This window comes from Agathobaculum sp. NTUH-O15-33, from assembly GCF_033193315.1.
In the GTDB taxonomy this organism is placed as follows: Bacteria; Bacillota; Clostridia; order Oscillospirales; family Butyricicoccaceae; genus Agathobaculum; species Agathobaculum faecihominis_A.
Genome location: NZ_CP136187.1, coordinates 3,111,492 through 3,136,447, shown reverse-complemented (window position 1 = coordinate 3,136,447; position 24,956 = coordinate 3,111,492). Strand labels below are relative to the sequence as shown.

General features: G+C 57.5%; 24 protein-coding genes and 1 pseudogene. 9 read left to right on the top strand and 16 right to left on the bottom strand.

Features of this window, described 5'->3' with window-relative positions:
* Window positions 1-13: 13 nt before the first annotated feature.
* From RWV98_RS15170 to RWV98_RS15160, 3 genes are all read right to left on the bottom strand, one after another.
* Window positions 14-364: a PadR family transcriptional regulator gene (locus tag RWV98_RS15170; RefSeq protein WP_280961834.1), complete on the bottom strand. Its 351-nt coding sequence runs from the start codon at window positions 362-364 to the stop codon at window positions 14-16.
* Window positions 365-586: 222 nt separating this feature from the next.
* Window positions 587-757, bottom strand: coding sequence for a helix-turn-helix domain-containing protein (locus tag RWV98_RS15165; protein WP_317865783.1), 171 nt, complete (start codon window positions 755-757; stop codon window positions 587-589).
* Window positions 758-871: 114 nt separating this feature from the next.
* Entirely contained in the window at window positions 872-1,051 is a 180-nt protein-coding gene (locus RWV98_RS15160) for a helix-turn-helix domain-containing protein (RefSeq protein ID WP_317865781.1), read from the bottom strand.
* Between the two features lie 160 nt (window positions 1,052-1,211).
* Here RWV98_RS15160 and RWV98_RS15155 point away from each other — a divergent pair, with 160 nt between their 5' ends.
* A complete protein-coding gene (locus RWV98_RS15155; protein ID WP_317865779.1) occupies window positions 1,212-1,460 on the top strand; it encodes an AbrB/MazE/SpoVT family DNA-binding domain-containing protein in 249 nt (82 codons plus the stop codon).
* A gap of 813 nt (window positions 1,461-2,273) precedes the next feature.
* On the opposite strand, the pseudogene RWV98_RS15150 reads toward RWV98_RS15155, so the two are convergent.
* Both RWV98_RS15150 and RWV98_RS15145 read right to left on the bottom strand, forming a co-directional pair.
* Window positions 2,274-2,675 (bottom strand): annotated as a pseudogene (locus tag RWV98_RS15150) (FeoB small GTPase domain-containing protein); the annotation flags it as partial.
* Between the two features lie 20 nt (window positions 2,676-2,695).
* Window positions 2,696-2,944: a FeoA family protein gene (locus RWV98_RS15145; protein WP_419195998.1), complete on the bottom strand. Its 249-nt coding sequence runs from the start codon at window positions 2,942-2,944 to the stop codon at window positions 2,696-2,698.
* Window positions 2,945-3,114: 170 nt separating this feature from the next.
* Here RWV98_RS15145 and RWV98_RS15140 point away from each other — a divergent pair, with 170 nt between their 5' ends.
* From RWV98_RS15140 to RWV98_RS15130, 3 genes are all read left to right on the top strand, one after another.
* Window positions 3,115-3,867: a type IV pilin protein gene (locus RWV98_RS15140; RefSeq protein ID WP_317861799.1), complete on the top strand. Its 753-nt coding sequence runs from the start codon at window positions 3,115-3,117 to the stop codon at window positions 3,865-3,867.
* An 85-nt stretch (window positions 3,868-3,952) separates the two neighbouring features.
* Window positions 3,953-4,441 (top strand): RNA polymerase sigma factor, encoded by a 489-nt coding sequence (locus tag RWV98_RS15135; RefSeq protein ID WP_280961831.1) that lies wholly within the window; start codon window positions 3,953-3,955, stop codon window positions 4,439-4,441.
* The gene (locus RWV98_RS15130) at window positions 4,438-5,040 is read left to right on the top strand and encodes a zf-HC2 domain-containing protein (protein ID WP_317861797.1); all 603 of its coding nucleotides are present in this window, start codon (window positions 4,438-4,440) and stop codon (window positions 5,038-5,040) included. The genes RWV98_RS15135 and RWV98_RS15130 overlap by 4 nt, the downstream gene beginning before the upstream one ends.
* Before the next feature lie 348 nt (window positions 5,041-5,388).
* Here RWV98_RS15130 and RWV98_RS15125 read toward each other — a convergent pair whose 3' ends face one another.
* From RWV98_RS15125 to RWV98_RS15110, 4 genes are all read right to left on the bottom strand, one after another.
* Entirely contained in the window at window positions 5,389-6,621 is a 1,233-nt protein-coding gene (locus tag RWV98_RS15125) for an aspartate aminotransferase family protein (protein ID WP_317861795.1), read from the bottom strand.
* Between the two features lie 15 nt (window positions 6,622-6,636).
* A complete protein-coding gene (locus tag RWV98_RS15120; protein ID WP_317861793.1) occupies window positions 6,637-7,929 on the bottom strand; it encodes a PTS transporter subunit IIC in 1,293 nt (430 codons plus the stop codon).
* Window positions 7,930-7,940: 11 nt separating this feature from the next.
* A complete protein-coding gene (locus RWV98_RS15115) occupies window positions 7,941-8,243 on the bottom strand; it encodes a PTS sugar transporter subunit IIB (RefSeq protein WP_317861791.1) in 303 nt (100 codons plus the stop codon).
* A 98-nt stretch (window positions 8,244-8,341) separates the two neighbouring features.
* Window positions 8,342-9,127, bottom strand: coding sequence for a DeoR/GlpR family DNA-binding transcription regulator (locus RWV98_RS15110; RefSeq protein WP_317861789.1), 786 nt, complete (start codon window positions 9,125-9,127; stop codon window positions 8,342-8,344).
* A 330-nt stretch (window positions 9,128-9,457) separates the two neighbouring features.
* Here RWV98_RS15110 and RWV98_RS15105 point away from each other — a divergent pair, with 330 nt between their 5' ends.
* A complete protein-coding gene (locus RWV98_RS15105; protein ID WP_317861787.1) occupies window positions 9,458-9,946 on the top strand; it encodes a PTS sugar transporter subunit IIA in 489 nt (162 codons plus the stop codon).
* 39 nt (window positions 9,947-9,985) lie between these two features.
* Here RWV98_RS15105 and RWV98_RS15100 read toward each other — a convergent pair whose 3' ends face one another.
* The 7 genes from RWV98_RS15100 to RWV98_RS15075 form a co-directional block, all read right to left on the bottom strand.
* Window positions 9,986-10,675, bottom strand: coding sequence for a DUF2461 domain-containing protein (locus RWV98_RS15100; protein ID WP_317861785.1), 690 nt, complete (start codon window positions 10,673-10,675; stop codon window positions 9,986-9,988).
* A 1-nt stretch (window position 10,676) separates the two neighbouring features.
* Window positions 10,677-11,126: a hypothetical protein gene (locus tag RWV98_RS19495; RefSeq protein WP_442872073.1), complete on the bottom strand. Its 450-nt coding sequence runs from the start codon at window positions 11,124-11,126 to the stop codon at window positions 10,677-10,679.
* A complete protein-coding gene (locus RWV98_RS19490; protein ID WP_442872072.1) occupies window positions 11,107-11,535 on the bottom strand; it encodes an RNA polymerase sigma factor in 429 nt (142 codons plus the stop codon). Before RWV98_RS19490 ends, RWV98_RS19495 begins: the two co-directional genes overlap by 20 nt.
* Before the next feature lie 105 nt (window positions 11,536-11,640).
* Window positions 11,641-12,285, bottom strand: a complete 645-nt coding sequence (locus tag RWV98_RS15090; protein ID WP_317861783.1) for a pentapeptide repeat-containing protein — start codon at window positions 12,283-12,285, stop codon at window positions 11,641-11,643.
* Window positions 12,282-12,548, bottom strand: a complete 267-nt coding sequence (locus tag RWV98_RS15085; RefSeq protein ID WP_280961817.1) for a metal-sensing transcriptional repressor — start codon at window positions 12,546-12,548, stop codon at window positions 12,282-12,284. The genes RWV98_RS15090 and RWV98_RS15085 overlap by 4 nt, the downstream gene beginning before the upstream one ends.
* Window positions 12,545-15,124 carry a heavy metal translocating P-type ATPase gene (locus RWV98_RS15080; RefSeq protein ID WP_317861781.1) on the bottom strand — a complete coding sequence of 860 codons (2,580 nt, stop codon included), beginning with the start codon at window positions 15,122-15,124 and terminating at the stop codon, window positions 12,545-12,547. Before RWV98_RS15080 ends, RWV98_RS15085 begins: the two co-directional genes overlap by 4 nt.
* Window positions 15,125-15,590: 466 nt before the next feature.
* The gene (locus tag RWV98_RS15075) at window positions 15,591-16,472 is read right to left on the bottom strand and encodes an aldose 1-epimerase family protein (RefSeq protein ID WP_280961808.1); all 882 of its coding nucleotides are present in this window, start codon (window positions 16,470-16,472) and stop codon (window positions 15,591-15,593) included.
* 166 nt (window positions 16,473-16,638) lie between these two features.
* Between RWV98_RS15075 and RWV98_RS15070 the strand changes: the two genes are divergently transcribed.
* The 4 genes from RWV98_RS15070 to RWV98_RS15055 all read left to right on the top strand — a co-directional run bounded on the left by RWV98_RS15070 (window position 16,639) and on the right by RWV98_RS15055 (window position 24,932).
* A complete protein-coding gene (locus RWV98_RS15070; protein ID WP_317861779.1) occupies window positions 16,639-17,400 on the top strand; it encodes a YoaP domain-containing protein in 762 nt (253 codons plus the stop codon).
* Entirely contained in the window at window positions 17,397-18,221 is an 825-nt protein-coding gene (locus RWV98_RS15065; RefSeq protein ID WP_317861778.1) for a 4Fe-4S binding protein, read from the top strand. The genes RWV98_RS15070 and RWV98_RS15065 overlap by 4 nt, the downstream gene beginning before the upstream one ends.
* A gap of 37 nt (window positions 18,222-18,258) precedes the next feature.
* Window positions 18,259-18,744 (top strand): hypothetical protein, encoded by a 486-nt coding sequence (locus tag RWV98_RS15060; RefSeq protein ID WP_317861776.1) that lies wholly within the window; start codon window positions 18,259-18,261, stop codon window positions 18,742-18,744.
* A gap of 269 nt (window positions 18,745-19,013) precedes the next feature.
* Window positions 19,014-24,932, top strand: coding sequence for a LamG-like jellyroll fold domain-containing protein (locus tag RWV98_RS15055; protein ID WP_317861774.1), 5,919 nt, complete (start codon window positions 19,014-19,016; stop codon window positions 24,930-24,932).
* Window positions 24,933-24,956 lie beyond the last annotated feature (24 nt).

The window sequence follows — 24,956 nt, the reverse complement described above, 5'->3', positions numbered from 1 at the left end:
AGTGTGCCCTTTGTTACTTGCTTGCTAAGATCAAGTTGATTGCAGCGATCAAACGGTCATATTCTTGCTCAAGGTAGTGCAGATGCTCAAGGCCGCTGGGGGTGATGGAATAGTATTGCCGCACTCGGTTTTCTTTGGAACGAGTGCGTGTAGTTCTAACCACGTATCCTTGCTTTTCTAAACGCTCTAAAACCTGATATGGAATAGATCCAGAATAGTTATATGCGGCTAATTTATGCTCCAATTCGTAAGCATACATGGGGCGCTGAGATAAAAAAAGCAGAATGAGCATAGGATTGACTGCGCGTTTTAAGTAGTCTTTAAAAGTATGTCCAGTATTTCGGTCTGCAATGGTGTTCGGCATAATTACCATCCTCTCAATTATTTTCCATTATATCAGATAGAAAATAATAAACAGGCCATTCATAACCGAATTCCTAAAAATGTAATGGAATGTTATGGAGGATGGCGCGGCACCCGGCCCAATATTTCAGAAGAGGCCTAATCCATATAAGACCGTTGCAACCGTTTTATTGTGGGTGGCAAACACGGGGTGACTGGTTCTTTCGTCATTAAGCTGCCGTTTTTAATCGGGCACGTATTCAGCAACATCTTCTAAGCGGCAATTCAGTATTTGGCAAAGCTTATTCAGCGTATGTGTAGAAACCGGCAAATTGGCTTGCAGCCTTTGAACGGTTGCATGGCTCATACCGTGTTTCACTCTTAAAGTATAAGTTGTTGCCTTTTGCTTTGACATAGTATCCCACAAAGGATTGTATCGAATCATAATTTTGCAACCTTCCTTCGCAATTATTATGGATGTAAGAAAGGTTATTGCGGTATGGCTATTATTTGGCCATAGCATATTAGTTTATGTTTGGTTTTCTGAAATATATTCTGCGACTTCTTTTAGCTGACAATGAAAAATAGAACATAACCTGTCAAGTGTATAAGTAGAAACGGGCATGTTGTTTTGTAGTCGCTGAACCGTGGAATGGCTTATTTTATGTACTTGTCTTAATGTGTAGGTTGTTGCTTTTTGCTTAGACATAGTTTCCCATAAAGGACTATAGTGAATCATAATGTAGTGCCCCCTTTACATATCCTATTATGGCTGTTATAATAGCCATAGAATATGGCCGATATTTGGCCATGCGAAGACAGCAAAGGACATAAAAAACTAATATATGTAAAAGGAAGTGTACCCCCTTATGAAAGCTACTGGTATTGTACGGAAAGTGGACGAGCTTGGGCGTATCGTTTTGCCGATCGAGCTGCGCAGGACACTTGATATTGAAGTGAAAGACGCGCTTGAGATCTATGTAGATGGCAGTCAAATAATTTTGAAAAAATACGAACCTGCCTGTATTTTTTGTGGTAACGCCAAAAATGTCGTACGGTTTCATGATAAAAACTTGTGTCGGGCCTGTATGAAAGAAATTACCCAGCAGGACTCTTGATTTAACAAAAAATGACCTGCAATATACGGATACATAGAAAAAGGATCGTTGCAAGCAAAAGCAACGATCCTTTTCTATACTGCATGAATGCCGCGCCAATAATTGCAAACTTATTCGCCCCATGCACATGGATAGACTTTGCTTGCCGCAGGCGTGCGCGCGGCGAAAGGCGTGGTCAAGCTGAAAGGCTACGCGGGGGAGATAACCCGCATCTTCCAGCAGGGTAAACAGGGGGAAGAAGATCGCCATAGGCGGCAGCATGACGGATACCACGGTGGCGAGTACGCGCCACGCGCCATCCGCCAGCAGCGAAACGATAAAAGGCGGCAGACCAATGGCCGCCAGCGCACCGGCGATCGGCTCGGTCAGGGCAAGTAAATGGTCGCCCAACCACGCGGAGGGAATGTTTGCGCCAAACAGCGTAATATAAAATACAACGGCGAGCAAAAGCAGCATCAGCGGCACGCCGAAACGGCGGCTGAGCAGCACGCGGTCGATGCGGCGGTCGCGCTCGTAGGCGGCGGGCGAAATTCGTACGCAGGTCATGGCGATCTCTTCCGCGCGCAGCGCGGCGGAGGCGGTCAGCATGTCGTCTACCTCGGTGGCAGTCATGCCCTCCGGCGGAGCTTCCAGCAGGCGCTCAAACGCCGCGCCGCGCGGTAAGCCGGTCGCCGTGGCGGCCTGCTCCAACAGGCGCGGATAACGGATGTTGGCGACGGTTTCCGGCGCACCCTCGCTCAGCGCGCGGCACACCGCCCGTTGTAGCTGCGGCAAGCCCTGCCCACGCCGCGCCGCGCAGGGGATAACGGGTATGCCAAGTTCGTTCCGAAGCGCGTGTACGTCTATTTGGATGCCTTTTTTTCGCGCTTCATCCATTAGGTTCAGGCACAGAACGACGTTTTGCGTCACTTCCAGCACTTGCAAAACAAGGATAAGGTTGCGCTCCAGACAGGTGGCGTCCGCCACGAGCACGGTGCAGTCCGGTTCGCCGCTGACAAGAAAATCGCGCGCGGCGCGTTCCTCTTCCGAGCGGGCGCGTAGGGAATAAGTACCGGGCAGATCGACTAAGGTAAGCCGTTCGCCGCCGCACCGCATCGAGCCGTGCGCGTTTACCACCGTCTTGCCAGCCCAATTCCCCGTGTGTTGGTGACTTCCGGTCAATGAATTAAAAACGGTCGACTTACCAACGTTCGGGTTACCGGCCAGCGCGATCACGGGCGTTTTGGTAGAGGCGTTCAAGCGTCCTCCACCCCCATTTCGACCTGTTCAGCATCTGTTTGCCGCAGGGCGATCACCGCGCCGCGGATCAGATACGCCGTTGGGTCGCCGGAGGCCGCGCGCTGTAAACAGGTGACCGGCGTGCCCGCCACCAGACCAAGGTCTTGCAGGCGGCGGCGCATGCCGCCCGTTAAATGCAAAGCGCGCACCCGTGCCTGCCCGCCCTCGGGCAGTTCGGGCAGCGAGTAATAAGATTCATTCATCATGGATTCAGCCCTCGCTTGTAGATTGCCGAACACAAAAGGGTGCACGGCTAACCCATGCTATGCCGCGGCGGGGCGGGGGGTGAAAAAACGCGCATGCGCTTGCGGTTACCGCAGGGCTTTGCTATAATAATTATATATACCATTCGTATCATAAGTAAGGGGGGATAGCGATGCGCAAACGCAAAGGCTTCACACTGGCCGAGCTGTTGATCGTTGTGGCGATCATTGGCGTATTGGTCGCGATCGCCATCCCGGTATTTACTTCGTCGTTGGAAAAGGCGAGAGCGGCCACCTGTCTGGCAAACCAGACTTCGGCGCAGCATGCTATCACCTATGAAAAATTAATGGGCACCAAAGTGGAAAGTGAAGAAGCTGGGTTGGCTATCATTGCAGCTACGGTGGGTGAGCTGGAAAAGCTATGTCCGTCAGGCGGGATATATGGATATAATCCGACAAGCGGCGTGGTAAGCTGCCCCATCCATGGAGCAAACAGTGTTTCCTTGATCAATCGGGAACCTGAAAAAATTATGGAATTAGACACGGTAAAAGGCTATTTCTACAATGAAAATGGCACTAGGAAAAGCAATAGAGTGCAATTAGATTCGACTGGGCCCAACTTTGGACCAGATGTGCGCAAGGAAATTCAAAAGGCGCTAGGTCTGACGGATGATGATTTTGATTTTCGTGTTTCTTGGCCAGATAAGAGTTCTACAATGAACATTTATGTGTTTAATAAGATTGATTCGAAAGATGAAAATCAAACGAAGAATATTATTGCATATGAGCTTCAGCAAAACGCCCATAAAAAATGGGAAATTGCTAAAACCGGTCAAGGAAAAGGAACTGTGCAGAATGCTAGTGTAGATGGAAAGAGCTATCCGCAGATAAAAGTGGACGATAAAGCAATTAAGTGGGATAAATAAAAAGAGGCCATCCGGCCTCTTTTTTTTGTAACGCGCCCGGGTTTTGCCGGGTCTAATAAGCAAAAGAGAAAAGGAGGTGGCCGCCTTGCGGGGAAGATTGGACTTTGAAGCGCTGTACCGGTTGTATTACCAACCGCTGTACCGCTACGCGCTGCTGCTGTGCGGCAGCTCCGCCGAAGCTGAGGACGGCGTGCAAAACGCTTTCGTGCGGGCGCTGCGCGCCGAGGACGGCTTTCGGGGCGACAGCTCGGTGAAAACTTGGCTGTATACCATCACGCGGAACGAATGCCTGCGGCTAATCGGTAAGCGCCAGTATACGGCGGAGCAAGCCGAAGACCCGGCCTGCACCGTTTATATCGAGCAAACGGTGTGCGACCGCGAAGCGGCGCGCGAGGTGATGCGTTTCATAGAATCCTTAGACGAACCAAAGCGAAGCTTACTCGCCCTGCGTCTGGTCGGCGAAAAATCGTTCGCCGAGATCGGCGAGGTGCTGGGCAAAAGCGAAACATGGTGCCGCGTGACCTTTATGCGCCAGAAAAACGAACTACTGAAACGATTGGAGGGTTTCATATGAGTCAGCTGAATTGTAAGGTAACGGGCGATCTGCTTTCGCTCTACGCGGAAGACCTTGTCAGCCCGGAAACGGCGGCGCTGGTAGAGGAGCATTTACAAAACTGCCCGGATTGCCGCGAAACGCTCGCGCGAATGAAAACCGAGGTTGCCGTCACATCCAAACCGGCGGAGCCCGCAAAAAAGGTGCAGCGGTATGTGGTCGGCCTGCGCATTTGGTACCTGCTGTGTCCGCTGGTGGCCTTTATGCTGCTGCTGTTTGGGCTGGATCGTGCGGCGCATCTCTATATCGGCTTGCTGGCCGTGATCAGCGCGGTGTGTATTGCGTCGCAGTTCCTTGCAGGCGCTTCGGTCGGCATCGATTACGAGCAGGTGCGCATGTCTGAAGAATCGGCAAAGAGATCCCGCCGCCGCTGGGGCGGTTTCTACGCTTCGCCCTTGCAGATCTGTCTGCCCGCGCTGGTGCCGGTGCTGGTGGCAGGGGCGCGTAATGTGTACGTTACCATGCCGGAGCTTTTTTCCCCGCTTTTGTTCTGGATACTGGGCGGCTTGGCCGTGGTGCTGGCGCTGCTGTGCGTGGCCAATAAACACATGCCGAAATAAGTTCCTGTTCACCTGAATAAGCCATAGCCTAACGTAGGAATAACAACAAAAAAGATGGGCACGCCGCGGAAGAAGTCGCGGCGTGACCATCTTTTTTTGTTGTAAGCCTTGCGACTTCATGCTATACTGAAACAAACACAGATTGTTGATACAGATGAACTTTGGGTATTGCCACACACCACGGAGGAAATCTGCACACAGCAACCTGTGTTTTTTGATTTTCCGTTCCTCTGCATCTTCAAATCTCTCCTTATGATTTCTGCGTCGCCTGCTGAAGCGATCGCTCAAAGCGTTCCAAAAAGGATGCGCATTGCTGTGCCGTAATGATCAGCGGAGGCTTGATCTTGATCACATGGGGGAGGAACCCGCAAGGCCCATGATCACGCCGTTTGCCAGACCATTTTCATAAATGGCCGCCGCCAGCGCCGCGTCCGGCTCCTTGGTTTCCGGGTCCTTGACGATCTCCACGCCGATATGTAGGCCCGGGCCGCGTATATCGCCGAGTACCGGGTATTTTTGTTGCAGCTCGGTCAGGCCCTTCGTCAGCACCTCGCCCATTGCCCTCGCGTTCTCCGGCACTTTGTCGCGCAGCATGATCTCGATCGTCTTGAGCGCGGCGGCTTGCGCCATCGGGTTGTTGCAGAAGGTGAAATTATCGTCCGTTCCGTCCTGAAAGCCCTTTAGTTTTTTGTTGATCACTGTGCCGGCGATCGGGAAGCCGTTGCCCATCGCCTTGCCGATGGTAAAAATATCGGGCACAACGCCGAAGTGATCCATGGCGAACATCGTACCGCAGCGGCCAAATCCGGTTTGCATTTCGTCGAAGATCAGCAGGGTGCCAAACTCGTCGCAGATCTCCCGCACGCGCGCGAGGTAACCGGGGGGACAGGGAATCTGCCCGCCGCTGCCCTGCACCGGCTCCAAAATGACCGCCGCCACCGGGCCGGATACGCCGTATTGTATGGTGTTGCGCAGTTCCCGCGCACATAAGTAATCGCAGCTGCCGCACTCTTTGCCGTAGGGGCAGCGATAGCAGTACGGGTTTGGAACGCGCACGAAATTCTGCATAAAGCCAATGTACTTTTTACCGCCGCCGTAGGTGCCCTTGGCCTTGGTCGCGTGCCAGCCCGCCGCCGAGGTTGCCAGCGTGTTGCCGTGGAAAGCATGGTATAGGCTGATAAAATACCGCGCGTCCGGCTGGTTGATCATGGCGATCTTCATGGCCGCTTCGTTGGCGATCGAGCCGCTGGGCTCAAACGAAACGCGATCGAAGCCGTCCGGCACGAGACTCAATATCTTATCGACCAGCTTGAGGCGGGGGAAGGTGTTTAGGCCGCCCTTCATGTGGTAGAGAAACTGCGCTTGCTCGAACGCCGCGTTCATCACTTCCTTGTTGCCAAAGCCCAGCGCCAGCGACCATGCCTGCGATTCAAAATCCAAATACGCCTTGCCGTCCCGGTCGTAGCAGTAAACGCCTTCGCCGCGCACGATCAGCGGCCCGCGCCACGGTCCGCCGAACATCACATGCTCTTTGAGCGCCTGCTCCGTGGCCGTATCAAAGCTATTGGGGTAATTTTGCATCTTGCACCTCCTGTTTTAAGCAAATAGCGAGAAAATGTGGTACACAACAAAGCTGATGGGGTTGGCGCCGTCCACGAACGAGGTGACCATGCTCGCGGTGCCGAAGCCCTCCGGCAGGCTGAACATGTTCGCCTCCTGCACGATCGCGGTTATCTCGGGCGCGACCAAGGTGGAAATGGGCAGCATGACGAACGCGATGATCAGCGCGCCGATAATGAACAGCTTGATCACGTTGCCCTTGACAAACGGCGTAATCAGGCAGATCGCGAACGCGATACTCGCCAGATCTGCGAACGGAATGACCCGGTTATACGGCAGCACCGCCGCCAGCAGCAGGGCCACCGGCACCAGCATGATACTGGCCGCCAGCGTGGACGGATTGCCGATGATGACCGCGGTATCCAAGCCGATGCGGATCTTTCTGCCGGGCATCCATTTCTCAAAGCGTTCGCGTATGGTTTCGCTGAGCGGACTCAGGCCCTCGACCAGCACGGAGACCATGCGCGGCAGCAGCACCATGACGCCCGCCATCGTCATGCCAACGCCCAGCGAGGCGCCGACGCCTTGACCCGCGAGCAGCGAGATCGCCAATCCAATCACAAAGCCCATGAAGATCGGCTCGCCGAAAATGCCAAACCGTTTGCGCAGCGATTCCGGATCGCCGTCCAGCTTGCGAAACGCGGGTATCTTATCCAGCAGCTTGGCCAGCGCCCAGCCGATCGGCATAAAGGCGATGGATACAAGCTGCGGGAACGAGATGCCGGGCAGGCCGAAAAATTCCTCGGTGCGCGGGGCGATCAGGTCGGCCAGCTTGAGAATGATGCAAACGCACACCGCAAACGCCAATATGGCAAGCACCATGTTATGGTCGGTCGATACATAGGTGAACATACCCGCGTAAAAACAAAGCGCGTAGTTCCATAGGTCGATATCCAGCGTATCGGTAAAATGGATCAGAAGCAGTACCACGTTGAGCACGACGAACAGCGGCAGCATGAGCAGCGACATGGGCAGCGCCCAGATCGCGCTCATAAACGGCCCCCAGCCTACGTCGATCACGTTGAGCGATAGCTGCCATTTTTCCACCATCGATTGCGTCACCGGGGCCAGCACGGTAAAAAATAGGTCGGTCAGCGTTGCCACGCCGACAAACCCCACGCCCACCGTAAGCGCCGCGCGCAGGGCCTTGCTGAATCTCGCACCCATGATCAGCGCCATCAGCAGCAGAAAAAGCGGCACCAGCACAAAGGAGTTCAGGTTTAGCAGCGCTTGTGAAATGCCTTTCACGAATGCTAGGAATTGATCCATCGTAATTCCTCCTATCCGCCCGACAAGGCGCTTTGAACGATCTCACACATCTGTTCGATCACCTTGTCCTTGCCAATACCGGTCAAAAACGGCGTTGCCACCAGCAGCGGAATGCCCACCGGCGCGGTCACCGCGCCGGTGACCATGATCAGACAGGGATGCACCATCTCGACCTTGGACGACATTTCCGCGAACGAGCTTTGCGCCACCGTTACGTCGAATCCTCTGTCCTCCATGATTTCGCGTACCTTGACGGCGATCACGGTCGATGTCGCGATCGAGCTTGCACAGCACACTAGAATCGTTGGCTTCATAACACCTACCTCCTTTATTTCAGTTTTGTCGTTACCCGTTCCTGTCGGTTATCCCTCCCATCCGTATCGTTGATCTCCCGCGCGGAGAAATGGTTGTTTCACTTTTTTTGCTGTTCCGCCGCCGGTACGCAGACTACATGAACGCCCTTGTCCCGTATTGCAAATAGCTTGGGATCGTCCGGCTCGCCGTCCACATACACCTCGTCGATCTCGTCGATGGGGGCGACGGTCAAAAGCGCCGTAACGTCCAGCTTGGTGTGATCGGCCAGAACGATGTTTTTTTCACCGCATGCCAGCGCCTGCCGCTTGATGGCCGCGTCCTCCTCCAAATACTCGGTCAAGCCGTGTTCGGCCGACAGTCCGGCGACCGAAAGGATCGTCTTATTCACGTGCAGCCCCTTGAGCTGATTCAGCGTCACGTCGCCCACGGTGGAGGGCTCGGTCGTGCGCAGCCAGCCGCCCAGCAGCAATACCTTGGAGGAGGGGTTTTTCAAAAACTCCATGGCGATTTTGATCGACGGGGTGATCACGGTCAACTGCGGGATATCGCGCAGCAGCTTGGCCAGTTCGTAAACGGTCGATCCATTGTCGATCAGCAGCGTTTCGCCGGGCAGAATCTCCTTCGCGACCTCTGCGGCGATGCGCTGTTTTGCTTCGATCTGCACTTGGCTTCTGTCCGCGTAGGCCGGTTCGGAGGATTTGAAATAGGATAAGGCCACCGCCCCGCCGTGCACGCGCTGCAAAAGGCGCCGTTCCTCCAGCTCGGTCAGATCCTTGCGAATGGTCTCCGGCGTTACATCGAGCGCTTCCGCAAGCTCCGCGACCTTCACACGCTTTTCTTCTTGTATCTTTTGAAGGATATAGCCTTCTCTTTCCGTCGCCATGCTGTCATCCTCCTTTTGATATATTTGTTTTATGTTTTGGTTTTTGACTATTATACGGCCGATGCAAATCGGTGTCAAGCAGGTAAGGCAATGCTTGGTGTGGAAAAAACGGGCAAAAATTTGTTGAAAACCGCAATTATTCGTGCATATTTGACAAGAAAAACGAGGTTATTTATAATACTTGCTAGTTGCTTTGGTATATACGTTCATTTTTGTTTTCTATTTTTATTACTTTTGATTTTTGGTTTTTCTTTACTTTGTTCTGGCTGCGTGCTATAGTGAAGAAAATAAAAGATCCGCCCGGTTTTGCCGTAAGAAAGAGGGAAGCATATGGGAACCGAAGCAAAGCTGCTGATGAATCAAATCATATTTGAGCCGGGGCTGGTGACCGTCGGGATCGACGCGGCGGACCGGCGGCAGGCGATTCTTGCCACCGCCAAACCGTTGCTTGACGCGGGCTACGTCCATCCCAGCTATCCGAACGCGGTCTGCCAGCGGGAGCAGGTCTTTTCGACCGGTCTGGAATTGTATGACTGCTTCGTGGCCATTCCGCATACGGACGCCGTGCATGTCAAGCAGTCGGCCATTGCCATCGGCCGGCTGCGCGAACCGGTCCCGTTTTGCCTCATGGGCGAGCCCGACCGGCAGGGCGCGGTGCGCCTGTTGGTCATGCTGGCCATTAGCGATCCCAGTATGCAGATTGACGTTCTGGGGCGGCTGATGGACCTGTTCCAAACAGAAGGGGCGGTAAACAGCCTGCTCGGGGCGGCGAGCGCCGCCGCGCTCGCCGCCCGCTTTACAGCGCTGATGGAAGCCTGAAAAAAAGCCCTCCGTTTCAGACGGAGGGCTTTGCTGTCTTTACTTTTTCGGTCTTTGGGGCATTTGAAAATCCCGCAGGGCGGTGTTGAGGTATGCGTTAAACGGCCGCATCAGCCGGAAGATATCCGCCGCTGATTGGCAAAAGGCTTCGGGATCAGCAAGCGCTTCATCCGCGATCGGGCATTCGATGATCCAGCTTTTATACTTGAGCGCTTCGGCTTGGGGAAAGGCCGGGTCATAGCCGCGCGGCACGTTTTTGAGCTTTTCGCCCACCATCGTAAAATGGGGCTGAAACGCGGGCGCGCCGGTGATTTCGTCCCACTCAGAGCCGTGCGCGCAGATGTAGTCCCGCACCATGGATACCGCGTCCGCAAACGGCGCGGCGGGTACCCCGCCGCCGAGAAAGCTGCCGCCCGGCGCAAGGTGCAGGTAATAGCCGCCGGGGATGGGCAGCTTGCCGGCGGTGGAAATATGCCCGCGGAACGCGGCGGTGTAGGGCGATTTGTCGTGGCTGAACCGGGTATCGCGGTTTAAGCGGGAAATCAGGCGCTTGGCGTCGAGCAGCAGCAGCGCGGGCTCATCCTCGCCAAGCAGGGCGATCAGCCGCTCCAGCACCTCGGTAAACTGCTGCAAGGCCTGCTGGTACCGGTCCTTGTGGGCGTGCATCCAGTCGAGCGTGTTGTTATCGCGCAGTTCGGTAAGAAAGGGCAGCATGATGTTTTCCGTCATCTCATATGCCTCCCTCGTCGCGGGACAGAAAAGAAAACCTGCCGCTTTCCAGCAGATCGCTGAAAAACCGGCGCGCGTTCGGCGTGGCGCGGTAGGCGGGCAGTGAGGAAAAGACGAGCGAAAGTCCGTCAATTTGCTCCATCTCGTCGGTAAACGAATGGAGCGCGCCGTCCGCTTCCTCCAAAGCGGAGTATGCGAGGTTTTCCGGGTCTAGGCGGTGGGTCGCGATCGCGTAATTCGTCCGGCGCTGGCAGCGGCAAAGGCCGCGTCCGCCAAGGCCGCAGTATTCGTCCATGAACGCGGCCATGGTTTTGCGCGCGCGGGACAGGCGCTGGCGGTACGCCTCGGGCGAAAGGCCGAGGATATCCCCGGCCACGCGGCTGTCCACTTTGAACATCGTGCCGAGGATAAAAATCAGCCGCGTCTCCGCGTCAAAGCATTGCAGCATCACGTTGGAGCAGGATAGCTTCCAGCTCGCGCTCCAGCAGCGCGCCGTCCACGCCGCGCGACAGATCGGGCACGTCCTTTTCGCGGCCGCTTGCGATGTCCGCGCCGTAAAATTCAAAGCTCAGCGGATGCTGGGAAAACATGCCCTTGCGGTAGCTGCGCAGGTGGTTGACCGCGATGCGGAACACCCACGTGGAAAACGCTGAGCGCTGTTCAAAGGACGAAATGCCGGTCATCACCTTGATGAGGATCTCCTGCGTCGCGTCCTCTGCGTCCGGGATCGCGCCCAGCATGCGAAGCGACAGGTGAAACACCTGATCGGTCACGCTTTCCAAAAGTGTTTCGAGCGCTTGCCGGTCGCCGTTCAGCGCCTGTTCGATCAGCCGCGCGGTTTGGTCTGGTTTAAATGTCATGGTTTTGACACCTCCTGCTTGATTAGACAGAATAAAAGGCGGCGTGTGACAGACTTTTTCAAAAAAATGCCCGGCAAGCGCGAGCCGCCGGGCATTTTTGTTTTCTTATTCCTTGACCACCACGCCGAGTCGCTTGGCAAGGCCGACGGCCTGCTCGGGCGAAACGATGGCGCCGCGCAATTCTACCGAGGATTCGGAGACCGTAAGGCCGCCGATATTGCAGCTGGTCAGATCGAGCCCGCCAAGCGCGGTGTGCAGAAAGCTGACGTTCTCCATGCGGCAGTTTGCAAACGCAAGCCGCTTCCACGCGCAATCCGCCAGAATGGCGGAGGACAGGTCGCAGTCCGCAAACGCCGTCTCGCGCAGCGATGCGCGGTCAAAGCTGGCGTAGCCCATCGCGGAACCCTGCCAAATGGCGTCGCGCCAGCCGGTTTCCGGAAAGGCCGCGCCCACGGCCTTGCAGCTTTCAAATGCGGTGCGCTCAAAATAGCCGTCGCGCCAGTCGCTGTTGGAAAGGTCGCAGTGGCGAAAAACCACGTCCACGCAGTCCGCGCGCTGCCAGCGGCAGCCGGAAAGGCGGCAGTTCTCAAACAAGACCCCGCGCAAACGCAGGCCGAACAGGCGGGTGCCGGAAAGGTCGATATCGCGGATGTACAGCCCCTCGGCCGTGCGTTCCTCCGCTTCGGCGGCGGCGAGCAGCGCGGGCGCGTCCGGCGCCGGCTCCAGCCGCGCCGGCAGGCGCGCGGTCATTGCTTTTCGAGCAGGCGGATGATCTCGTCAATCTTCCGATCCCTTGCCTGCCCGTCGCCCGATTCAAACGCTTCCTGCACGCAGCCCGCGAGGTGCGCGCGCAGCACCTCGCGCTGGGCCTTGTGCACCAGCGATTCGACCGCCGAAAGCTGCATGGCGATATCCATGCAGTAGCGGTCCTCGTCGATCATTTTCAGCACGCCGTCGAGCTGGCCGCGCGCGGTGCGCAGCAGCGGCTCGACCTTGTTTTTGTCAGCCTTCATGCAAATCCGACCACCTTATAGCCGGCTTTTTCAACGGCGGCCGTCAGGGTGGCTTCGTCGGGCACGGCGCCCTGCACGATGGCTTCGCCCGTTTCGTGGCTGACTACGGCGGATACGCCGGGGATAGCCTCAAGCTCCTGCTTGACATGGCCCGAACAGTGGGCGCACATCATACCTTCGATGCGGATGGTTTTCGTCATTTTCGTTTCCTCCTTCACAGTGGGTGCGTCTACGGCAAAATCGCGGGGAGCGATCTCCCCGGAAACGGGACCGGCGTCGGCCACGGCGGCCACAACGGCTTTGCGCGCGACGCGCGGCGTGGCTTTGAAAAATTTCAGGCGCAGAGCGTTGGATACCACGCAAACCGAGCTCAGGCTCATGGCGGCGGCCGCGAACATCGGGTTCAGTCCCAGCCGCAGCGGCACCCATAAAACACCCGCCGCGAGCGGGATGCCGATCACGTTATAGAAAAACGCCCAAAATAGGTTTTGGCGGATGTTGCGCATCGTTTGGCGGGACAGACGCACCGCATCCACTGCGTCCATCAGATCGGATTTCATCAGCACCACGTCGGCCGAGGAGATGGCCACGTCGGTGCCCGCGCCGATGGCGACGCCCACGTCCGCGCGGGCGAGGGCGGGAGCGTCGTTGATGCCGTCGCCCACCATGGCGACGCGCTTGCCCTCCGCCTGCTTTTCGCGGACGATGCGTTCCTTGTCCTGCGGCAGCACCTCGGCCACCACGTTTTTGATGCCGAGCTGGGAGGCGATCGCCCCGGCGGTGACCTGATTGTCGCCGGTCAGCAGCGTGACCTCAAGGCCGAGCGAGGACAGCGCCTTTACCGCGTCCTGCGAGGTGGGCTTGACCACGTCGGCCACCGCGAAGATGCCCACTACCTGCCGGTTGGCGGCGAAAAACAGCGGGGTCTTGCCTTCCGCCGCGAACCTGTCGCCTGCCTGTTTGGCCTTGGGCGAAAGCGCCAGACCGTTTTTCAGCAGCATGCGCCGGTTGCCCGCCATGCAGCGAACGCCCGATACCATGGCGGAAACGCCTTGGCCCTCGGCGGCTGAAAAATCGGTGGCTTCGCGAACGCGCGCGCCCTGACTGCGGGTATAGCGCACGATCGCGTCCGCCAGCGGATGTTCGGATTTTTCTTCCAGCGAAAGGGCGAGGGAGGCCAAATCGTCCGGGTCCACGCCAAGGGGCACTACGTCGGTCACGACCGGGCGGCCCTCGGTCACGGTGCCGGTCTTATCCAAAATCACGCTGTCTATCCGGTGCAGGTTTTCCAGCGCCTCGGCGGACTGGAACAGCACGCCGTTCTTCGCGCCCACGCCCGTGCCGACCATAACGGCCACCGGCGTTGCCAGCCCGAGCGCGCAGGGGCACGAAATGACGAGTACGGCAATGGCGCGGGTCAGCGCGAACGCGCCGCTTTCGCCCGCGATCAGCCAAACACCTGCCGTAATCGCCGCGATGACTAAAACGACCGGAACAAAAATGCCCGCGACCTTGTCGGCCAGCTTGGCGATCGGCGCTTTGCTCGCGCCCGCTTCCTCGACCAGCCGGATGATCTGCGAAAGCGTGGTATCGTCGCCCACGCGGGCGGCCCTCATCACAAAGTAGCCGCTTTTGCTCACGGTCGCGCCGATGATGCTGTCGCCCACTGTTTTATCCACCGGGATGCTCTCGCCCGTGATGGCGCTCTCGTCCACGGCGGCGCGGCCCTCGGTGATTTCGCCGTCCACCGGCACGGACTGGCCGCCGCGCACGACGATCAAATCGCCCACGCGCACGTCGTCCACCGGCACGGTGACTTCCTCGCCGCCGCGCAGTACCTGCGCGGTCTGCGGGCGCAGGTCCATCAAGGCGGCGATGGCCTCGCCGGTTTTGCGCTTGGCGCGCGCTTCAAAAAACTTGCCCAGCGTGACAAGGGCGAGGATCATGCCCGCGGATTCAAAGTACAGATCGTGCGCGTAGGTATGCAGCGCGTGCGTGTCGCCCGCGGCGGTGGCGTAGCCGATCTGGAACAGCACGTAAACGCCGTAAACCAGCGCCGCGCCCGAACCGACCGCGATCAGCGCGTCCATCGTCGGCGCGCCGCGAAACAGCGTTTTAAAACCGTTCGTGTAGTACTTGCGGTTGACGAATACGATCGGCAGCGTCAGCAAAAGCTGAACAAGAGCGAGCGCGAACGCGTTTTCCGGTCCCGCGACAAAGGCGGGCAGCGGCAAGCCGACCATCGGCCCCATGGAAAACACCATCAAAACCGCAAGGAAGATGAAGGAAACAATAATGCGGGTCTTCATTTCCTTCAGTTCGTCGTCCGCCTGCGGGGCGGTGGCGACGGGGGCGCTGTTTTGCTCGTCGCGCGGGGCGGCGGTGTAGCCCGCGTGCTCCACGGCGGCAACGATGCCCTCCACGCCGACGGCGTTTTCATCGTATTCGACATTCATGGTACCGGCCAAAAGGTTGACCTGCGCCTTCGACACGCCGGGCAGCGCGCCAACGCTCTTCTCCACATGGGAGGAGCACGAGGCGCAGCTCATTCCGCCGACGGTGAACTGTTTCTTCATGGTATCGCTCCTATCTTAACCCTAGCCCCTCCGGGGGAGGGGGTGTCTTTTTGAGATCAGTATAGCTCGAAGCATGGGGTTTGTCAAGTAGTGTTCGTATCAAAGAAACAGAATATGCAAAATGGCCGCGTTGCAAGATCCATGCAACACGGCCACAGCTTGTCAAAGAAGCCCCTCGCGCCGCAGCGTGTAATAAAATTGAAAATTGAAGCTTTGCTTCAATTTGACCAAAAACCGGGAGCGCGTATCTCGGTTTGCTCTCATTCCAATCGCCGCACGGCGGCGGAAAATGGATAGAGGCCTATGGGCTGAACAAACCGGCGGCGAAGTGCGGCCAAAGGGCGCGCGCAGAAGCCGGAATTCTCGATCGAAATGGGGCTTTGTTTCGATCGACAGACTGTCAAAACTTGTTTTTTGACAGTCTGAGAGCCCGGCCGATTTGGCCGGGCTCGATCGACAAGCTATTTTAATCTTTTACGGTCACGGTATACGAAAGCGTCTCACTCTGGCCCGGGTTCAGCAGGCGCACGCCCACCTTGTTTTCGAGCGCGTAATCGAGGTAGCCGCCGTCCGGCAGCGTGCTCCACGGCTCCAGACAAACGTAGGGCACGTCGAAATCCTTGTACGCGCTCCACAGCGCGAAATAGGGCAGGTCGGAAAAGTCCATGGTCACGCGCTTGTCGTTTTTCGTGCACGCGATCGTGACGCGGCGGACCGGCAGGTCGTCTAGAATGATCGCGTCGTCCTTGAAGGTCTCGCGGGTGATCGGCAGGCAGCCGTTTTGCAGTGCGATCTCGCCGTGGTCGCGCGAGAGCGAAACGTTCTCGTCAGTCAAGATGGGGTGAAGGGCCTCCACGCCCTCGAACTCGATATAATAGTCGCTTATCGTCTCATTCGGCTTAAGGCACAGGGCGTAAGCGTCGTGGCCGCCCACCTCGTAGTACAGGTCGGTGTCGCCCGTGTTCAGGGTGATGTGTTCTTTTTTCAGCGTCGCGCCGGAAAGCGTGTACCGAATGGTAAAGGTAAAATCGAACGGATACATTTTTTTCGTGTAGTCGTTTTGCCGCAGGACAAAATCAACCACGCTGTCGCTTACCCGCACGGGTTCAAACGGCAGGTCGCGCGCAAAGCCGTGCTGGGTGATCTCGTACGCCGTGCCGCCAACGGTGTATTTCTTGTCCTTCAGCCGACCGACGATGGGAAACAGCACGGGCGCGTGCCGCTTCCAAACCGCGGGGTCCGCCTGCCAGACGTACTCGGTGCCGTCCTTTTTGCTCTTCATGGAGCAGAGCTCCGCGCCGAACTCGTCGATCTCTACGTGGAATAATTCGTTTTCCAATACCTGCATCGCTTCGTCCTCCTTGCTGTTACGTTTGATAAGTTCAGCATAGCTCGTTTGCGGGGCAAAGTCAACCGGAAAAGCGCGTTTTATTCGTGCGTTCGCGCGCTATGGCTTGGAACCCGCATGCCGCTATGGTATACTGGATAATAAACGCGTGAAAAGAGGAAAGTATATGGAACTGATCAGGGTAACGCAGGATAATTTGGAAACGGAGCATATCTGCTGCGCCATCTCCAATAATCAAGATTGTCAGGTACTGTCGAAAAAGGCGTGGCTGCGGGATCGGCTGGACGAAGGCCTTGTTTTTTTAAAGGGCAATGTGCGCGGGAAATGCTTCATCGAATATATCCCCGCGGAATATGCGTGGGCGCCAATCGAAGCCGCGGGATATATGATGATCGATTGCCTGTGGGTATCCGGCCAGTTCAAGGGACAGGGCTATTCAAACCTGCTTTTGGAGGAATGCATCCGCGATTCCAAGGAAAAGGGGAAAACGGGCCTTGTGGTGTTGTCCGCCAAAAAGAAGCTCGGCTATCTGTCCGACCCCAAATACCTGCGGTACAAGGGCTTTCAAACAGCGGATACCGCGTCGCCGTATTTTGAACTGATGTTCCTTCCGTTTGAAGAAAACGCGGCAGCGCCGCGCTTTAAGTCCTGCGTCCGGGAAGAGGAACGCCGTGTGCCGCAAAACGGCTTTTGCCTGTATTACACCAGTCAGTGCCCGTTTACGGCAAAATATGTGCCGCTCATGGAGCGCGTCGCGGAGCAAATGGGCGCGCCGTGGCGGTCCATCCATATGCAGACCACGGAGCAGGCGCAAAACGCGCCGTCGCCCTTCACCACCTTCAGCCTGTTTTATAACGGCGCGTTTGTCACGCATGAGATTCTTTCAGAAAAGAAATTGGAAAAGCTGATCGGAGAAAAACTGCAATGAAGAAATACCTGTTTCCGGTCGGTCTGTGGCTGCTGTTTGCATGCATCGCCGTCACGCTGTGGCTGACGCTGGACAACCCCTTTTATTTCTTTAATTTTCTCTATATCGGCACATGTCTTGCCGTCGGCGTCGCGCTGTATATCAAAAAGTTAAAATACGCCCGGACCGCGGTCCAATTCGCGGTCGGCCTATACATGCTGGTTTATCTCGGCATACTTTCAAGGGAAAATATGCAGATCGAGGGGTTCTGGTATTATCTGTTCCTCGGCGTGTTTGAAGCCGCCGTCATCCACTATGTGATCGCCAAAATCCTCGGCCCGCTGTTCTTTGGCCGCGGCTGGTGCGGCTATGCGTGCTGGACGGCCATGGTGCTCGATCTGCTGCCCTATCAAACGCCCCGGCGGCCGCGGAAAAGGATCGGCTTTATCCGGTATTTCGTGTTCGCGGGCTCGCTTCTTTTTGTCGGCTCGCTCTTTCTGCTGCGCGTGCCCGGCATGGAAACCATTTTGTTTTGGAGCTTTCTCATCGGCAACGCGCTTTACTATGCCGTGGGGATCGGGCTGGCGCTGGCACTAAAGGATAACCGGGCGTTTTGCAAGTATATTTGTCCGATTACTGTGTTCCTCAAACCGGCCAGCTACTTTGCGCTGGTTCGTGTGAAGACCGACACGGCAAAGTGCGTATCCTGTGGGAAATGCAAAAAGGTATGTCCTATGGATGTGGATATGACGGACCCCACGCGAAAGCGGGCCAATGGAACGGACTGCATTTTATGCTTTCGGTGCGTGGAGGAATGCCCGCGGGGCGCGCTGCACCTGTAACGATGTCATGATACGCAACGGATGAAGGAGGACAAAATTGATACAGCAACAAATGAAGGAAGAGCGGTTTGCTTGCATCACCCAAAAGGATAAAGGCTTTATCATCGCATTCACGCAAGCGATGGAAGAGCTGGGCTATACATACGATGATACGATCGGCAGCGGCTTTTGCTGGGGCAAATATATGCTTATCTTCAGAAAAGCCAATGTAAAATCGAAAAATGTGGTGGCCAGAATTTACATAAGGGAGGATGCCATCGTTTTGCGGATGTTTTTCAACAATGTCACCAAACACGCCTCCTTCATCAGCGCGGCGCCCGCCTATATCAAAACTGTTTTCACCGGGGATTATGGGAATTGCAAGCACTGCAAAGGGGATCACTGTAAATTCCGCAAGGATTATGTGATCGACGGCTTGAATATCGAAAAGTGCAACGGCACAACGTTTGAATTTGAACAGCCGGCGGTGGAAAAACTGCCCGACTATTTGCGTTTGTTCCGCGAATTTTATCCCGCAAAATAGCCGCCCTTTTTCATTTTTGCGCGCGCTGCGGCGTAAAGACTTTTTCGCCAAACTGAAAGTCCATGGGAACGATTCCCGTGGGCTTTTTTTTGCGTTTTTATGCACTGCGGATTCGGCAGGTCCGGTTTTACGCTGTTCTTACAAAGGTTTTATGGTTTGCGCGTTGTAATGGGAAAGGGAATTTGTTAGATTTTTTATGCACAAAGGCCGTCGCGTGGCCGGCGGTCGGGAAGAAAAAATGGTGCTACCAAAAAGGAGAGAATGAAATCATGCATTTGCACTGGAAACGCAAATTGTCCGCGCTGCTCGCCGGGGCCATGCTGCTGGGGGCGGCGCCGCCCGCCGTGTTCGCGGCATGGAGCGCGCCGGAAGCGGAAGGCTGGGCCACCGCGTCGCGCGAGGGCGTGGCGGCCCGCTTTTTCGTGGGCAGCGATACGCATATCGGCCGCGACAGCGCCGCGTCGAACAAGCTGAAAAACGCGCTGGACGTATGCTATCGGATCGATCCCGATACGGACGGCGTGCTGCTCGTCGGCGATGTGACGAACAACGGCGCGGCGAGCGAGTATACCTCGCTGACGAATATCATCAAAGGCAGCGCGCTGGGGCAAGCGAACAAGGTCTTGCTTACCATGGGCAATCACGAGTTTAACTCGTCCGCCGCTACGGCGGTATCCCGGTTTGAAAGCCAGCTCGGGCAGGCCGCTAGCGAAGTGCTTTATTACAGCAGCGCGTTCGGCGCGGTCACCGCTTCCCCAACGGCGGATGAAAATTTGGTCGCCACGGTCGTTAAGCTGAGCGCCAGTAATTACGGCGGAGATTACACCGGCAACTACGACCTGCTGAAAACCGCGCTGGAGACCTCCCAAGAGAAAAATGAAAGCGCGCCGGTCATTGTCATGGGGCACCACGGCATTCAGAACACGGCCTATGTCACGAATGAGTGGTATGGCAATTACGGCAAGGGAACGGACCGGGACATGGTCGCGCTGCTGGAGCAGTATCCGCAAGCCATCCATATCTCCGGCCACTCCCACGCCACGCTGGAAGATGCGCGGTCGATCTATCAGAATCAGGGCTATACCGCGATTCAGGACGGCACGATCGGCGCGTATTTTGAAAACGAAAAAGGCAAGGTAGACCCGGACAGCGGCGCCGGCGCCACCCGCCCGTCGAACAGCGAGATCGCCTCGCAGGCGCTGCGCATCGACGTGCTGGAGGATGGCGGCGTTGCGATATATCGCCTCAACCTGACCACGGGCGAATACATTTTTGGCGGCGAGCCGTGGGCGTTCGACGTCGCGGATCACACGGACCGCCCCTACGATGGAACCCGCGAAAGCGAAACCGCGCCTGCCTTTGCGGAGGAAGCAGCCGTGACGGCGGGCGAGGTAACGGACGGCACGGCGATCGTGCGGTTCCCGGCGGCGACGGCGGGTTCGCGCGCCAACAACGATATGATCCACACCTATACGCTCAAGCTGACCCCGCGGGGGAGCGGCGGCACGGTCACGCGCAGCGTGTTCGCGGATTATTACGAAGAGACCGCGAAAAGCGAGTGGAGCGTCAAAATCACCGGTTTGGACGCGGATACGACATACGACGTTTCCGTAACGGCAAAAACCTCCTTCGGCATGAGCAGCGATGCGATCACCGGCACGGTGACCACCGCGCCTGCCGCGGCGTATGAAACGCCGAAGCCGGATATCCTGAACATCGATTTCCGCACCGACAGCACCGCGGACGCGAACGGCCACACGCTGGCCGTGAAGGGCGCGCCGGTCAAGGCGCAGGACGACAAGATCGGCACATTTTACCGCTTTGACGGAACGGACGACGGCCTGCGCTACGCCATGACCGCGGCGGATTACAACAAATTCAAAAGCGGCTACACCATGGAATGCTATATGAAGCTGGACGGCATAAAAGGCAACCCCTTCTCCAATCAGGAAAGCGCGGGCTGCGGGTTCGAGCTGAACAGCGACGGCAAAACGCTGGAGTTCTGGAACCGTGTCGGCGGCAGTTACAAGAAGCCGACCAGCAATATTGCCGCGCTCAAAAACGATTGGATTCATGCGGTCGCCACGTTTGACGGCAAGCAGACCAAGCTGTACATCAACGGCGCGCTGAAAGCCGCCGTGGAGGGCGCGGGCACGATGGCCGTGCCCGCGGACGGGGCCAAATATTTCTACGTCGGCGCGGATACCAGAGGGGACGGCACGGTGCAAAACCCGATCGCGTGCGATATCGCCCTTGCGCGTCTGTACACCGGCGCGATGAACGCCGCCGATGTGCAGAAAACCTATGAGGCCGTGACCAAGAATGCCGGCGGCGATACCGAAAGCGAAACGCCCGCCGCCGATATGCTGCACGTGGACTTCGCAGACGGCACGGCGAGCGACCGGTCGGAGACCGGGAATACCGTCCGGGCCGCGGGCTCTCCGGTCATTCAGGAGGACGCGGAAATGGGCAAAAAGGTGGCTTCTTTCAACGGCGAATACGATGCTTATTTGTACGCCTTTGACGATGAAAAGTACGGTAAAATGAACACCGCAACAATCGAAAGCGTTTTTTGCTACGACGAGGTGCCCGCTTCCGGCGAATACGACATATTTTCCAACCAGCAGAGCGGAGGCATGGGGCTTGGGCTGGAAAACAGCAGGTTGCAGTTTTACTGCAACCTGAACAGAACGGCGGGCGGCAACGGCTATGTGCAGTCCTCGGCGGCGATCGAGGCCGGTATATGGTACCACGCGGTCGGCGTGTTCGACGGAGCCAAGGTAAAGCTTTATCTAAACGGCGAGCTGGTCGCTGAAGAGGACGCAACCGGCCCGACCATTCACTGGACCACTAGCGCGAACGCGAAAAGCTTTGTGATCGGGGGAGACAGCTCCTCCTCCGGCGGCGCGGAGTTCTTTGCCAAGGGCAGCGTGTCCCTCGCGCGTCTGTATTCCAAGGGCTTGACCGAGCAGCAGGTAAAGGCGCTTTACGAGCGGCTTGACCCGCCCGTGCTGACCGTGAGCGGAGAGACCGGCCGCATGGAGCAGGGCAAGGCGGCGGCGGTCGCGCAGGTCGGGGCCAGCAACGGACAAACCGCGCGCCTGACGGATATCACGGTGAACGGCGAATCGGTCATGGCGGCGGAGTATGACGCGCAGCGCGGTGAGATCACGCCCGCGCGATTGGGGGATTACACCTTTACTTATACGCTGTCCGCGCAGGGCAAGACGCAGACCAAGACGATTGTCCGCGCGTGCGTGGCCGATGCGTCCGCCAAGGTATCGCTCGGTCTGGTAACCGCGGACACGATGGCGGCGGGCGCTTCGTACAACGTCAACGTTCACGCGCGCCGCGACGCGGACGCGGCGGCGGATCATGTTCGATTTGAACTGCACTATGACCCCGCGGTTCTGGAATACGTTCGCGACCAGCATTGGCAGACCGCCGATCCGGTGACGGACGATGGCGGCGGCACGCTCACCATTGACCAGAAGAACACCGGCATTTCCACAGAACCATTCAGCAATTATGCGGCGACCCGGCTGGTCAAGCTGAGCTTCCGCGTGAAGGACGCCGCTAAAGCGGGCGTGACCGCGCTTACCTTTGCCAACATCACAGTGCAAAATGGAGGGCAGGCGGTCTCCGAAGCCGTGGGTGTCACGGGAGAGGACAAGACCATCACCATCCTGTCTCAAAACGCGCTGGACAAGAACGGCGACGGTGTGATCGGCGCGGGCGACGTGGCGATGGCCGGTTCAACGGAAGAGGCAAAGGCCATTGCGGCGGCCGCGGCGATCTATCCGTACAAGCATGTTCTGGCCATTACCATGGATGGCGGCGGCGTTTGCTTCCGCCCGGATCAGATGTATTATGCCGCGCGGAGCAGCACGGTCCCGTCGCTGACAAGCGACGCCGCTATCCTCTCTAAGCGCGTAAACGATTACGCGATGCGGCTGTTTAACGAAACCTTTGCCACCAGTTACACCGCGAAAAGCGAAACCCCGACCATCTCCGCGCAAAACTATACCGCCATCCTGCACGGCAAGGAATATGCCACCGCGCAAAGCGAGTATAAGATCGACAACACCAAAACCGGCGCCTACTATTATCCGGACTTCGGCAAGGCCGAGCCTGTTTATCCGTCCGTATTCAAGGCGCTCCAAGCGGCGCAGCCGAACCGGGGCAACGCGGCCTTTGCGGAGTGGAACCAGATCGTCAACGGCATCATCGAGCCGGACGCGGGCGTCGATACGTATGCGGTGCGCAATATCAGCGGCCAGTCCGCGGGCTTTGCCGACGTCGCGGATTACATTTTGTCCGATGCGTTCGACAACACGGCCCTGCTATATTTCCAGTCCGATTATATGGACGGCGTGGGGCACGGCAGCGGCTTCTATAATGATAATTACTACGCGCAGTTAAAGAAATACGACGCTTATTTCCAGTCCATCATGGATGCGCTCGCGCAGAAGGACGCGGTGGAGGATACGCTGGTGATTGTCAATTCCGATCACGGCGGAAACGGCACGAGCCATGGCGGCACGACGCAGGCGGAATATGATGTGCAGCTGGCCCTTGGCGGACAGACCATCGACGGCGGCAAGCGGCTCGAGGGCGGCACCAACCATGATCCGTCCGTGATCGCGCTGACCGCGCTGCGCGCCGACGTCCCGGCCTCCATGGACGGCTCGGCGGCGCTTTTGGAACAGGCCGGTCTGAATCAGGAGGAGCTGGCGGCAAAGGGACGGACGGTCGAGGCCGTCACCGCCACCACGGGCACCAATGTGGATGCGGTGGAGCTGAAGCTTTCGGGCGTGCAGAACGGCAACGCCATCCGCGCGGCGGATATCGTGATGAATCTAAACGGACAAAGCGTCAAAGCCGTCGATACCAGAGGCACGATCCTGCGGCAGGAGGTGCGGGAAGGCGTGCTGTATCTCACCCTTGCTTACACGGAATCGCCCGAAGTTTTGGCGCGGGTGAACCTGAACGGTCCCGCCTCCGGCGTAAAGGTAACGGAATTCATGCTGGGCACGGCGGCAGGCAAGGAGATTTACGGCGATCTGATCAACACAGCGGGCGAGCTGCTCCCTGAAACGACCGTAACCGCGGATAAGACCGCGCTGCAAAGCCTGTACACCGCAAACAGGGATAAGACACAGGGCGGTTACACCGCGCAAAGCTGGACCGTGTTCCAACAAGCGCTGGCAGCGGCGAAAGCCGTGCTGGACAACGAAGCCGCCACGCAGGCCGAGGTGGACGGCGCGAAAGACGCGCTGCAAGCCGCGGTTGACGGCTTGCGGACCGGCGGCGGTTCGTCCTCGGGCTCTTCGGGCGGCAGGCCGTCCAAACCGTCTGTGACGACAACGACCGGCGCGACATCGGACGGCGCTAAAGTGACCACGGTGACCGATACAAAGACCGGTGCGGTCACGCAGACGATCGAAAGCGCGGACGGCGTGAAAACCACGGTGCTCACGCCGAAAAACGGCGGCGTGACCGCGCAGGTGAACCTGCCTGCGGGCAAAACAAGCGCGATAGTCGCCATTCCGCTTGAATCGGCCTCGCCGGGCACGGTGGCCGTGCTGGTAAAGCCGGACGGCGCAGAGGCGGTCGTGAAGGCTTCATACGTGGAAAACGGCGAGCTGCGCGTTCCCGTGACGGGCGGCTGTACGCTCAAAATCGTGGACAACAGCAAGGCTTTTGCCGATGTGCCGGCGGATAAATGGTACGCGGAAAGCGTGGCGTTCGCCACCTCGCGCGAGCTGTTCAACGGCGTGTCTGAAAATACATTCAGCCCGCACGCGCCGATGACGCGCGCCATGCTGGCGACCGTTTTGTACCGCTACGACGGCGAACAGAACGGCGCGGCGGGCGAAACTTGGTATGCCGCCGCGGTCGATTGGGCAAAGGCCAAGGGCATCTCGGACGGCGCGCGTCTAAACGGCCCGATCACCCGCGAGCAGCTTGCCGTTATGCTGTACCGCTACGCGGGCGGCGCGGCGGAGGCGGGAACGCTTTCCTTCGCGGACGCGGACATGGTTTCCGGCTGGGCAAGGGACGCGGTCGCTTGGGCGGCGGATAAGGGCATCCTGACCGGCAGGAGCGCGGATCGGCTCGATCCCAAGGGCAGCGCCACCCGCGCCGAGGTCGCGGCGATGCTGATGCGCTTCTGCAAAGCAGCGTGAGCGCCTGATAACGGCCAATCAAAA